The following is a 12,723-nucleotide window of genomic DNA, read 5'->3' as shown; positions in this document are numbered from 1 at the left end:
TGCAAAGATTATAAAGACTGTATGGGGAGTTGGATACAAGATTGAAAAATAAATTGTTTCGCAGTGTCAGAATAGAAATTATAACCTATGTGATAATATGTTTCCTGCTTTCACTTGTTACTACAATATTTATAACTTTTGGGTTGTTCATGCTTAGAGAAGTGCTTAAGCGAGATAGTATAAATCATACAGTTACAATGGAAAGCAGTAATGTAAATAATAGATTGGGAGAGGGCAATACAAATTCAATTCTCCGTTATCAGGATGAAGCAAGGATCAAAATGACCGAGAGCCGTAGGTTTGCGGGGTTTATCATACTTGAAGTGATAGCTTGTTTCATCTTCTTTTTTTCTGTTTATTTTATATTCTTTACAAAGAAGATAACAAATTATTTTGAACAGTTGGATAAGGGAATAGAAGAATTTTCAGAAGGTAATTTTAATATTAAATTTGAAGTAAGGAATGAAGATGAACTGTCTAATATGGCAAGAAATCTTAATAGGACGACAGGAGAAATAAAGCGGATTCTTGATAAGGAAAGGAACGAGGAAAAGAATCGAAAGGAATTTATTACAAGTATAGCCCATGATTTGCGTACACCGCTTACCTCTGTAATAGGTTATTTACAGCTGGTAATGTCCAAATTTCCAGAAAGCAGAAATAATGAAGATATACTTATTAAAAATGAAGAATATGTTAAAGTTGCTTATGAAAAAGCAATAAGACTTCAGGGACTTATAGAAGATTTATTCTCATTTACCAAAACAGATTCTACCGAACTTAGGCTTCATTTAGCAGAAATAGACATAGTTAAGCTTATGGAACAGCTGGCTGATGAATGTTATCCCAGCCTTCAGGAAGGGGGACTTAGCTTAGAGTTTAGAAAGTCAGCAGAAATGATGATGATAGAGGCAGATGGAGAGCTGATGGCAAGAGCCGTAGCCAATTTACTTACTAATGCCATAAAATATGGTAAGGATGGTAAAAAAATTATTATAGACTTATATCAGGAAGATAAGAAAAGTGATCTTTATATTAGGGTTATAAATTATGGAAGGCTAATTCCAAAGAAAGATATTGAGCATATTTTTGACAGATTTTATCGGGTAGAAGATTCAAGATCGCTTGAAACAGGAGGCACAGGGCTTGGGCTTGCGATTACTAAAAACATAGTAAATCTGCATGGTGGAAGTATTAGTGTGAAAAGTGATTTATATGGAACTGTGTTCGAGATAGTTTTGCCTGTAAAGTAGGGGAGGAAAGATGTGAAGAATGTATTGTTCTTTATGCTGTCTTTATTTTTAATTTTTGCTAATTCTATTGATGCCACAAGACTCCGTACTTCTCTTGCCAAATCAGCTGTAGAAAGATATGAAGTTAAGAAGGTAGTATCCTCGCTTGGAAATCTTGAGATAGATTATGGGATTAATGGTTACCTGCGGACTTCATCAGTTATTAGAGTAAAGGTTGTATTAAAAAATGCAAAAAAAGACTTCGAAGGAAGTATTCATTTAAGATATTATTCGGTAGGAGATGCCTTATCGTCTTATAGTGAAAAAATCAGGTTGAAGCAGGGGGAAGATGCTGTAATCTGTTTTTATCCATTTTTAAATACGGTTTCACCTAGATTTATTATTGCAATTTTAGATGAAAAAGGTAAGGAAGTAGAACACTTTTCATCTGATATTGAAGAGGGAAAAGTAGATGAAAATTCAGAATTAGTGGTTGCGAGTCTGTTGCCGAAAGATAATAAGATTTCATTTTTTGGAGAAAAAACTTTTAGGATAAAACGGATTTATTTAAAGGAAGAGCAGATAGAGGGGGATTATCGTGATCTCAGTTTATTTGACCTGATTATAAAACCTGATAATGCAGAAAAAGTACTTAAAACCAAGACCATTGCCGTTCTTGAGGAGAGAGAAAGAAATGGTGGGGTGACAATATCCGAAAAAGATGCTGTAAATTTTAATCTAAAAAGGCTTTATCTTGGAAGGGAAGACCGTTTAGAATGGATTTGGAAGGCAGAAAATGTACTTATTCCGGTTTTGGAGGATCTCGCAATAAGGACAGAAAAATATGTAGCAATTATTATTATCTATATAATAGTAGCCTGTCCTGTTACTTATTTCATTCTTGCAAAAAGAAAGAGAAAGGTACAATATTGGATTTTTGTGCCGGTATGGTCGCTTATTTTTACGGCAATAATATATATGGTAAGTGCGGATAGTAGAATAGATGGAATGTATATGAAGTATGTATCAGTTTTAGACTTTCGTAAGGATAGCCATATTGAAAATGTATCATTCTCAGTAACCAATTCATCTAATCTTCCGTATAAATTAGAGATTAATAATGGATATAAGGTAGAAAGCTTATATGGAAGCTATCCACAGATAGGAGAGCAGGAAGGGGATAAGGTAAAATACAATATTGCAAGTAAGGTAAACGGAGCAGACATAAATGTTATGGAAGCAACAGCCTTTGATACACTTTTTCTTAGAGCATCAGGAGTGCCTGAAATATCAGTGAAAAATACAGGAAGAATCTATCGTAATCAAAATATAGTAAAGGGCGAGTTTAAGAATGAGCTCGGTATTAATCTAAATAAAGTTTTTGCTGTATATGATGATGAGATTATATATATTGGAGATGTGGCAAAGGGCGAGAGCAGGATTTTTAAGGCTGAGGCGGGAAAGGTATTTCTTGATAATTTTTCAGTGAGGCTTCAAGATTCCGTTTTTTTAAATAAAATTTTTAATTTTGCGTATGAGGGAGAAGACCCTAAGATTCAGAATTTGATGACAGTGGTTTTAGAAAAAATATCAGCCTTAAGAAGCAATGAGCCTTGTTTTGTAGCATTATCATCCGGCAGATTGAGAGGAGAGTTTGCATCTGATGCAGCTAATATAGGCGGATATACGATAATGATACTTCCTGCGGAAAAGAAAGCGGATATAGGCACAGATTCAGATAATTTTATAAATTCTATAGGGAAACTTCCGATGATGGCAGGTGATGGAAGTTATGGATTTTCTACCGGTGCATTTTTGAATAGAAATTCTATAGATATAAGCTATGTATTGGATAAAAATAAGAAGCCTAAAAAACTTATGTTGCTATCTTTATATAAGGAAGAGATAAATCCATGTAAGGTATATATTTTAAATCATTTGACCGGGCGTTATGACTTTATTTTTTATCCTGATGATAACTTTGTCAGACAAATAAGGGATTATGTAAGTACCGGAGGGCAGGATGGATTTGACAGGGGTAAAGATCAGACTTTTAATATCAATTCAGTCTATGTTAAAGATGGGAAGATTACTCTCAGATACGAGATAGGTCAGTCACCTTATGATGTGATATCGTCTTTTTATATACCTAATATACCTAAAATATCACTGGAGTATGAAGAATGATTGAAATAGAAAATTTAGTCAAGAAATTTGGAACAACCAAAGCGTTGGATGGGTTGTCTCTTAAGATTGAGGATAATGCACTGTATGGCTTTGTTGGACCTAATGGAGCAGGCAAGACTACTGCAATGAAAATAATTTCAGGGATTATTCCCGCTGATTCAGGCAGTGTAACAATAAGTGGTAATGCAGGTGGAGAGACTTTAAGAGTAAGGAATAATATAGGATATGTGCCGGATTTTTTTGGAGTATATGACAATCTGAAGGTGATTGAATATATAGAATTCTTTGCTTCTGCTTACAATATGATAGGCAGGGAAGCTGAAAGAAAATGCTTGAAGATTCTTGATGAGTTTGGATTTGCTGATAAGTTGGACTTTTTCGTGGATGACCTTTCAAGAGGGCAGAAGCAGAAATTATGTCTGGCTCGTGCACTCATACATGATCCTCAACTTTTAGTATTGGATGAGCCTACTTCGGGAATGGATCCCAAGGCAAGGATAGAAATAAGAAATTTTCTTAAAAGGCTGAACGAACAAGGGAAAACAATAATAATAAGTTCACATATCTTACATGAAATTTCAGAACTGGTAACCGGTCTTGCAGTTATTGAGGGAGGAAGAACAGTAATGAGTGGAAGCATCGAGGAAATAGAAACCAAGATGCATGTGGAAAATCCTATTGTTATGAAGGTAAGAGAAGGGGTGGATATTGCAGTGGAAGTTTTAAAAGAAGATGAAGCAGTAATTAATCTTACAATTACAGAAGATAATGAATTTTATATAAGCTATGGCGGTTCAGAAGAAGATGAAGGATATTTGCTAAAAAGAATGGTAGAAGCAGGAGTTTTTGTTTCTTCATTTGGTAGAAGAGGGCATGATTTGGAATCTGTATTTATGAAAATTATGGAGTAATTATGAAGAAATATAAGACAAATGCATTATATGCAAAAGAACTCAGGCAATCTGTTCGTAGTATTAAGTTCCCAATAACGGTAGGCTTGTATTGCTTTATAATTGCAGTAATCGGTCTTTTTACCTTGGTGGCAATATCAGCTTCAGGCTATCCTATATATAATGCTTACACCATCAAACAAGACTTTATTGTGTTTTACTCAATACTATTTGGCTTAGAATTTGGACTGGCCTTATTTGCAGTACCTGCTCTTACCGGAGGAACAATTTCAGGAGAGAGGGATCATGGAACGCTTGAAATGTTGCTTGCTACAGCATTGGGAACAAAGAGGATAATTCTTGGAAAACTTCTTTCAGCTATAAGTAAACTTATGTTCTATGTATTTTCGAGCCTTCCTGTTCTTGCACTTATATTTATCTTTGGAGGAGCCGGTATAGGAGATCTTGGGAAATATATTCTGCTTATAATACTTATGTCATTATATATAGGTAGTTTTGGAATACTTATGTCTACTGTTTTAAGAAAAACAAGTACGGCTATGGCGGTGTCATATATTTGGGTTATGTTTATTACACTAGGTACAATTTTTATTGCATTTATAAGTAATGTATTTTCTGCAACCAACAATGACTCGTTACATCTTATATTTTTACTGAATCCGGTAGTGACAATGTTTTCGCTCTTAGATACACAGATAGGGTTGCCTGATATTATAGGGAACTACATTAACTTTCAAAACAATACAAGCTTTGTTATGGAATACTGGTTTGTATTAAGTCTTGCTGTTCAAATGGTAATCACAATAATTAATATATTCGTGGCAGCTTATCTGCTAAATCCATTTAGGAAAAGAGCGAATCAATGAAGCGTAAAAACTTCTTTGAAAGTTTAACTTCTGCCATTTTTTCTTTATATTCGGATGTATTTAGTTCTTCTATGAAATTAAGCTCATACTTTTTATTTATACCGCCCTCCATAAGCAGGAGGGCAGCTTTATTATAGGCTATGGCAGCTATAACTTCATTGTCATAACGGCCTATTATTACAGAGCCTCTAATGTTAATTTTAACCACATATATAGGTTTTGGAAACTTTTTTTCGAGTCTTACTCCTGCATAGCGATTAATGATTTCCAGATTTTCATATCTAAAGTCCAAATTATCTCCATTTAGGAATATGTAATCTTTTCCGGGGACGGCAAAACTTCTAATTCCATAGCGATGCATAATATTAGCCTGCATTCCATAATCTGCAACAAAATAATGCCTGCCTCTTCGAACTATTTTGTGATGTGAATAATAGAATAAATCTTCGGCTGAAAATTTCATTACTTCAGATGGAGAAAAATAGTATTCAAAAAATTTTTTTCTTAAATAGATAGGGTTTTTAATATAGATGCCATTATCACGGAAATTAATAATAGTTACCCATTTTTCAAAGTTCAGCTTCATATTTTCATCATAATCATTAATAGTTATATTGCTATTGTTGGAAATTAGGGATACAGCCTCGTTATATGCGGTATGAGCGGTACTGCTATTCTCAAAACTGCCTAGGCTTATATGTTTAGCTTTGTAAGTAAAAGAAGCTATATATTGATTTTTTCCTTTAGAATCTACTCTTTTATATACACCTTTTAATGGCTGTGTCATAATAAATGCTCCTTAAATATAAATACTGACTTTATTTTTATGTTATCATGCTTTGAAATATCTGTCAAAAGAAGTAAAAAAATCAAGTTCAAAATTACACAAAATTATACAGCTGTAGCATTAAAAAATTATATAAAATTTATGTAAATAATACTTTGAGATTTAAAATACTTTGCTGAATGCCCAAAATTAAGCTTTTTTATTGACAAGGAAGAAATTAAAGATTATACTTACGAGCGTAGTTTATGTAACAAAATTGTAATATATTTGCAATATATAGCTAAACTATTAAAAAAGGTAGTTGATAATCAGAGAAATAGGAGAAAAAATGAAAAAAGGATTTAAGTTGTTGTTCTTAGGGACAATGTCAGCCTGTCTTTCACTTACGATGTTACCGCAGCTCTGTTTTTATAGTGCTAAGGCGGAAACAATCAGTACAGAAGAGATAGGGAGTAATTCAGATTTAAAAACAGAATTGCCTAATATGGATAGTAAGAGTATAGAGACGGAAGAGAAAGAAGCTAAGCAGGCAGAGGAAGAAGAGCAGAAGGCTGAAGTTGCTAAAAAGCAGGCAGAAGAAGAGAAAAAAGCTGCTGAAGTTGCTAAAAAACAGGCAGAAGAAGAGAAAAAGAAAGCAGAAGAGAATAAAAATGCCTACAATATTAAGATGACTGCTGAAGATAGAGCAAATCTTTATCGCCTTGTTCAGTCTGAAGTAGGCTATATGGATGAGAAAAGCAAGCTTTTTGTAGCAAGTGTTGTGCTTAACAGAGTTAAACACAAAAGCTTTCCAAATACTGTAACCGGAGTAGTTATGGCACATAATCCAAGAACAGGAGTTTATCAGTTTTCACCGGTTAAACCGGGTGGAAGATTTTGGAATTGTGAAGCAAGTAAAGAGACTAAAAAAGCTGTTGATAAGGTGCTTAAAAATGGAGATTATTCTAAGGGGGCAGTTGCTTTTGTAGCAAAAAAATATACAACAGCTAAGGCAGCAGCCTGGTTTGACAATAATCTTCGCCATCTCTTCCATCACAATGGACAGGATTATTATAAGTATAGATAAAATTAAATATAATATTTATTATAGGAATTTCCGACTTTACAGAGTTGGGAGTTCCTTCTTTTTAATTTACGAAAACCTTACAAATTTTTAAAATAAGTGATAAGATTTGTATTTTATGTTATACTATGGGAAGATGATACAGATATGTGGCAGTGGGTAGGTTTAAGACTTGTTAATGAAAGGGAGAGGTAAAAAATGAGGCTGAAAGGAAGAATAGTAGTATCATTTATGGTAGTAATGATAATACCGTTAATTCTTATTAATGTGGCATTTTTTACTATAATAAAGACCAGATTCTCTTTAATTGACACCGCCGGAGATGAATATAACATAAGCATCATAACTTCAATATCCAATCCAATCGGTTATATAAACAAGCTTATAGAGGAAGATTACAAAGAACTTAGGGCTTACTTAAAGAATGGGCAGGAACATTTAGATGACAGTGAATATTTGGACAAATTTTCGCAAAAAATAGATAATAAATATTCATATATTTATATTATTAAGGGAAAGCAACTTATTTATGGAAAGAATATGGAACTTTATGATAAAATAGAATATGAACTTTATGATTATGCAATTGGTTCAGATGAAAGCATGGGTTATTTTGAAAATAATGGCTTTAATGTGATGGTTAGACATGTGGGTACTTTAACTGATGGTTCGAACCTGTTTTTTGTGACAAACATATCTGAATTGGAAACAGAATCAAAATTAGCCTGGGGACAGCTTACAGCAAGCTTTGTGCTGATTATGCTTCTTACAGGGCTGACACTTTCTTACTGGCTGTATACCAGTGTTGCAAAGCCGATAGACAGTCTTAGAAAATCTGCGAAAGACATTATTAAAGGTGATTTTAATACAGAAATAAAGAGGCATAAGAGAGATGAAATAGGCGAGCTTGCCGATGATTTTAATAATGTGAGAGAACATATTAATGAATTATTGGAGGATAATATATCTAAAAAACAGAATATGAAAGAAATGGTAGTTAACATTTCTCATGATTTAAAGACTCCTCTTACTGTAATTAAGGGATATGTAGAGGGACTTAGAGAGGGAGTTGCTAATACTCCGGAAAAACAGAACAAATATTTGAGTATTATTTATTCTAAGGCTGTGGAGATGAACAGTCTTATTGATGCACTTTCAGCATATGCAAAACTTGATATGGATGGGATTTCATATAATTTCATGGAATTAGATATTAACGAGCATTTGACAGAAGGATTAGATGAAATCAAAACTGATTTGGAAATGAATAATTTTGAAATATATTTTCATCCATGTATTGAGGAAAGGGTTTCGGTGATTGCAGATGCAGCTCAGTTTAAAAGGGTAATTAATAACCTTATTTCCAATTCTAAAAAATATGCCGCAAAAGACAGGAAAGGCAGAATTGATATAAGAGTTGGGTTAATGTCTGAATTTGTGAGGGTTTCTGTAGAGGATAATGGGATAGGTATACCGAAGGAAGCTCAGGTAAAGGTGTTTGAAAGGCTTTACAGAGTAGATGAATCACGAAACTCTAAAATAGGTGGCAGCGGATTGGGTCTGGCTATAGTAAAGAAGATAATCGAGGATCATGGAGGAAGAGTTTGGGCAGAAAGCAATAGAGGACAAGGCACAAAGATTGTAATGCTCTTAAGAAATGCTGATTTTATTTCGGTTAGAGAAGTTGAGGAGCTTAGAAGGCAGAAGGGTAAAATCAATGCGTAGGATAAAGGAGAAAAAATGAGCAGAATTTTGATAATTGAAGATGAAGATGCGATTGCAGAGATTGAAAAAGATTATTTGGAACTTTCTGATTTTGAAGTTGTTATAGAAGAGAATGGAGAAAAGGGATTGGAAAAGGCATTGAGTGAAGATTTTGACCTGATTCTCTTAGATGTTATGCTTTCGGGCAAAGACGGTTTTGAAATCTGCAAAGAAGTTCGTAAAGAAAAGAAAATACCTATACTTATGGTATCTGCAAAGAAAGATGATATAGATAAGATAAGGGGACTGGGGCTTGGGGCAGATGATTATTTGTCAAAGCCATTTAGTCCGAGTGAACTGGTAGCGAGGGTTAAGGCACATCTTGCAAGATATGAAAGACTTGTAAATTCTTCTGAGGAGCGAAATAATTTTATTGATATAAGAGGAATTAGGATTGACCGCACTGCAAGAAGAATTTTTGTGAATGAAGAGGAAAAAAGTTTTACTACTAAAGAGTTTGATCTTCTTACATTTTTAGCAGATAATCCAAATCATGTATATTCTAAGGAAGAGCTTTTTAGAGAGGTGTGGGGAATGGAGTCTTTGGGGGATATAGCTACTGTAACGGTGCACATTAAAAAAATCAGGGAAAAAATTGAAAAAGACACAGCAAATCCACAATATATTGAGACTATATGGGGAGTGGGATATAGGTTTAAGCTATGATGTTACAAATTCTTTATGAAGATTCAGAACTTATTGTGTGTGTAAAGCCCGCAGGAATATTGTCTCAGGGGGATAAGGCGGGAAACAGGGATATGGTAAGGGAATTAAAAAAATATCTGGTAATGAAAGCCGGAAAAAGTAAGACTAAATTATCTGAAGAGCCTTATATAGCTGTATTGCACCGCCTTGACAGGAATGTAAGAGGAATAATGGTCTATGCAAAGACAAAGAGGGCGGCTTCCGGTATTTCGAAACAGATAAGGGAAAAAAAGCTTTCCAAAAAATATATGGCGGTAGTAAGTTTTAATCTTCTTGACATGACGCCTGTTATAAATATATGGGAACACAGGTTGGATTTTATGGTGGAAGATAAGTTGAAAAATTTATCTATAATTGTTGATGAGAACTTTAAGGGTGCAGAAAAGGCGGAGCTTAATTATAGAATTCTTAAAGTCTTAGCTAATAAGGCACTAACGGAGATTGACCTTATAACAGGTAGACATCATCAGATAAGACTTCAGCTGTCTCAAGTATTTAACGGGATAGTTGGTGATACGAAGTATAATAATGACTACAAGTGTAAGGATGGTTGGCAGGAGCTTGCACTTGAAGCGGTGGGACTTTCATTTACGCATCCGATAAGTGGTAAGAAAATGGATTTTGTAATTCCGGCATTGGGAAAAGAGTTTGGAGAATTTAATGCAGAAAATCATTTATAAACTTATAATTATGACACTTATATTTATTCTGTCAGCAGGATATTTTATAAGTAATATTAAAGAAACAACATATACCGATAAGATAGAGAAGACAGAAATGTCTGAGGCAAGTTTTCCGACTGTAACTATGTTACGAGGGAATAAAGAGATTAATTTATTACATGGTTACGGACAGGAACTTGACAATTTTGGAATAAGGCAGGAAATAACTCCGTTAGAGAATAATAAGACTATAAATTTTATCATAAATACTTATGGAAATAATATTGTAAGAGTGGAGTATGAAGTTAAGGACAAAACCGATAATATTGCAGTATCAAGTGGAGAAGTACAAGGTGAAGAAAAGGATGAGGCAGGTAGGCAGAAGGTTTCAATAAAATTAGATACTGAAATTTCTCAAGGAATGGATTTTTTACTCAAACTCAGGCTTGTAAATGAAGATGGTAAAAAGTTTGTGTTTTTTACAACAATTAAATTTACAAGGGGTGATAAATTTGTAGAGAATTATAATTTTGCTGAGAGATTTTTTAAGGCAACATTTAGCAAAAATGATGAAAAGGCTATTAGACCGTATCTTGAGACTAATGGAAGTATGGATAATATGAATTTTGCCTATGTAAACATACATTCCTCTTATGACATTGTGACTTGGGGAAAACTTTCTTTGGAATGTATTACCAAGCCTTTGATAAATGTGGTTGAAAATTCTGAAAATATATCGGGAATAGCATATAGGTATATCGCAAAGACAAAGGGGGACAGTCCTAATTATTATTCAGTAAAGGAATATTATCGTATAAATAGGATTGAAAATACAGCATATCTACTTGCATTTGAGCGAAGGGTAGAAGAGATTTACAATCCTGAAAAAACTTCACTTGCAAAGAGTCAGCTAAAATTTGGTATTACTGAAAATTATAGCAATGGGTACAGTTTGGATAAAGCGCATAAGTTCATTGCCTTTGTTAGGGAAAGAGCTCTATGGTGTTATGATACTGAAAAGAACAAAATTAAAAGGATATTCTCTTTCCTGAGTGAAGATTTTTCTGATGAAAGAACATATTATGCTCATCATGATATAAAGGTGCTTAGGATGGAGGATAATGGAGATTTTTATTTCATAGTATATGGATATATGAATCGTGGTGTATATGAAGGGAAGACGGGAATTGTTCTATATAAATATTTAGAGGCGGAAGATAGGATAGAAGAACAGTCATATATACCGGTTAATCTTCCTGCTCAGTTTTTTGAGGGTGGTCTGTCAGACTTCAGCTTTGTAAGTTCAGAACAATTCTTTTATTTCTCGCTATATGATAAAATTTATTCATATAGCCTTGTTAAGAGAAAATTATCTGTTATGGCGGATAATATTTCAGGAGGTTCATATTTGGCACTCTCGGAAAACAATCATATTGTATGGCAGGAATCACCTGATATAATGAAGACGAAGAAACTTATAATCATGGAACTGGAAACTAGAAAAAGGACAGAGATAGAGGCGGAAAAAGGTTCAGTTTTGAGGTTGTTAGGTAAAATATCAGGAAATTTTGTGTATGGGATTGCATATGAAAAAGATATAGTTAATAAAAAAAATGGAAGCATGCTTATTCCGTATAAAAAACTTGTCATTTCAGACATAAATGGTGGAAGCTTGAAAATTTATGAAAGAAAAAATATTTATACTACAGGAATAAATATTGTTAATGATACAGTTGAACTGGAAAGAGTGGAGAAAAAAGACGGTAAATTTGTAAGAATAATGACTGACCATATATTAAATAATGTGATTAGAAGCAATGCGGAGGTTAAGGTTGTAGACAGGAGGACTGATAAATATTTAACAGAGTATTATTTGACACTTCCTTATGGACTGAAACTTGAGAAAAATCCTGAAATCAGTCTGTTAACTTTAAATACAGTAATAACAAGAGATTTGACCATCAGACTGGGTGAAGATGGCAAAGAGAATAAGGATAAATATTTTGCTAATATATCAGGTGAGTTTGTTGCTTTTTCGTATAAGGTTTCGGATATGATTAAGTTAGCGGATGAGAAAATGGGATATGTGCTTGATATGGGAGGCAATCTTGTTTGGGAGAGAATAAGGCTTGATTCTTCAGCAAAGGCAGATGAAGCAGATGTAGACTATATTTACGAAGAAGATGACAGCATACATTCTGCAGTAAGGCTGTTTTTGACAGCAAAGGGAATATATATTTCCAGTGAAGATTTAAATAAGGGAAATTCTATTTTGGATGTGCTTAAATCTCAGCCTGAAATTATAGCTATTAATCTTTCAGGAATAGAATTTAATAATATTTTTTATTATATTAATAAGGGAAATCCTATAATTGCAATGAAAGATAATAAAACAGCTGTTTTAATTATGGGTTATACACCACAGAATATAGAGATTATGGATGTGAAGACCGGTAAGATACACCTTATGGATAAAAAAGAAGCAGAAAAAATGTTTAAGACAGCCGGAAATATCTTTATTTCAGCATTGAACTAGGAGGTTTTTT

10 protein-coding genes are annotated in these 12,723 nt (G+C 33.6%); 9 read left to right on the top strand and 1 reads right to left on the bottom strand.

The window, feature by feature from the left end; translation table 11 throughout:
• Positions 1–41: 41 nt before the first annotated feature.
• The 4 genes from ACTTKP_RS06080 to ACTTKP_RS06065 are packed head-to-tail and all read left to right on the top strand — an operon-like array spanning position 42 to position 5,196.
• Complete coding sequence (locus ACTTKP_RS06080) at positions 42–1,253, top strand: sensor histidine kinase (RefSeq protein WP_442553014.1); 1,212 nt, start codon at positions 42–44, stop codon at positions 1,251–1,253.
• A gap of 12 nt (positions 1,254–1,265) precedes the next feature.
• A complete protein-coding gene (locus ACTTKP_RS06075) occupies positions 1,266–3,419 on the top strand; it encodes a hypothetical protein (RefSeq protein WP_442553013.1) in 2,154 nt (717 codons plus the stop codon).
• A complete protein-coding gene (locus ACTTKP_RS06070) occupies positions 3,416–4,330 on the top strand; it encodes an ABC transporter ATP-binding protein (RefSeq protein WP_442553012.1) in 915 nt (304 codons plus the stop codon). Before ACTTKP_RS06075 ends, ACTTKP_RS06070 begins: the two co-directional genes overlap by 4 nt.
• Positions 4,331–4,332: 2 nt before the next feature.
• Complete coding sequence (locus tag ACTTKP_RS06065; protein WP_442553011.1) at positions 4,333–5,196, top strand: ABC transporter permease; 864 nt, start codon at positions 4,333–4,335, stop codon at positions 5,194–5,196.
• On the opposite strand, the gene ACTTKP_RS06060 is transcribed toward ACTTKP_RS06065, so the two are convergent.
• Positions 5,174–5,983, bottom strand: coding sequence for a hypothetical protein (locus ACTTKP_RS06060; RefSeq protein WP_442553010.1), 810 nt, complete (start codon positions 5,981–5,983; stop codon positions 5,174–5,176). The genes ACTTKP_RS06065 and ACTTKP_RS06060 overlap by 23 nt on opposite strands.
• A 328-nt stretch (positions 5,984–6,311) precedes the next feature.
• Here ACTTKP_RS06060 and ACTTKP_RS06055 point away from each other — a divergent pair, with 328 nt between their 5' ends.
• From ACTTKP_RS06055 to ACTTKP_RS06035, 5 genes are all read left to right on the top strand, one after another.
• Complete coding sequence (locus tag ACTTKP_RS06055; protein WP_442553009.1) at positions 6,312–7,049, top strand: cell wall hydrolase; 738 nt, start codon at positions 6,312–6,314, stop codon at positions 7,047–7,049.
• Between the two features lie 195 nt (positions 7,050–7,244).
• Positions 7,245–8,771, top strand: a complete 1,527-nt coding sequence (locus ACTTKP_RS06050) for an ATP-binding protein (RefSeq protein WP_442553008.1) — start codon at positions 7,245–7,247, stop codon at positions 8,769–8,771.
• 15 nt (positions 8,772–8,786) lie between these two features.
• Positions 8,787–9,476, top strand: a complete 690-nt coding sequence (locus ACTTKP_RS06045; protein WP_442553007.1) for a response regulator transcription factor — start codon at positions 8,787–8,789, stop codon at positions 9,474–9,476.
• Positions 9,473–10,195: an RluA family pseudouridine synthase gene (locus ACTTKP_RS06040; protein ID WP_442553006.1), complete on the top strand. Its 723-nt coding sequence runs from the start codon at positions 9,473–9,475 to the stop codon at positions 10,193–10,195. Before ACTTKP_RS06045 ends, ACTTKP_RS06040 begins: the two co-directional genes overlap by 4 nt.
• On the top strand, positions 10,176–12,713 hold the full coding sequence (locus ACTTKP_RS06035) for a hypothetical protein (RefSeq protein ID WP_442553005.1): 2,538 nt from the start codon (positions 10,176–10,178) through the stop codon (positions 12,711–12,713). Before ACTTKP_RS06040 ends, ACTTKP_RS06035 begins: the two co-directional genes overlap by 20 nt.
• Positions 12,714–12,723: the final 10 nt, after the last annotated feature.

The organism is Catonella sp., assembly GCF_052169795.1.
Lineage (GTDB): Bacteria > Bacillota > Clostridia > Lachnospirales > Lachnospiraceae > Catonella.
This window is presented reverse-complemented; position numbering and strand designations above follow the sequence as displayed.

What these genes read in the sequence shown, in the direction of transcription:
- ACTTKP_RS06070 (WP_442553012.1), top strand. Translation starts at nt 3,416, where the DNA reads ATGATTGAAATAGAAAATTTAGTCAAGAAATTTGGAACAACCAAAGCG.
- ACTTKP_RS06065 (WP_442553011.1), top strand. Translation starts at nt 4,333, where the DNA reads ATGAAGAAATATAAGACAAATGCATTATATGCAAAAGAACTCAGGCAA.
- ACTTKP_RS06060 (WP_442553010.1), bottom strand. Translation starts at nt 5,983, where the DNA reads ATGACACAGCCATTAAAAGGTGTATATAAAAGAGTAGATTCTAAAGGA.
- ACTTKP_RS06055 (WP_442553009.1), top strand. Translation starts at nt 6,312, where the DNA reads ATGAAAAAAGGATTTAAGTTGTTGTTCTTAGGGACAATGTCAGCCTGT.
- ACTTKP_RS06050 (WP_442553008.1), top strand. Translation starts at nt 7,245, where the DNA reads ATGAGGCTGAAAGGAAGAATAGTAGTATCATTTATGGTAGTAATGATA.
- ACTTKP_RS06045 (WP_442553007.1), top strand. Translation starts at nt 8,787, where the DNA reads ATGAGCAGAATTTTGATAATTGAAGATGAAGATGCGATTGCAGAGATT.
- ACTTKP_RS06040 (WP_442553006.1), top strand. Translation starts at nt 9,473, where the DNA reads ATGATGTTACAAATTCTTTATGAAGATTCAGAACTTATTGTGTGTGTA.
- ACTTKP_RS06035 (WP_442553005.1), top strand. Translation starts at nt 10,176, where the DNA reads ATGCAGAAAATCATTTATAAACTTATAATTATGACACTTATATTTATT.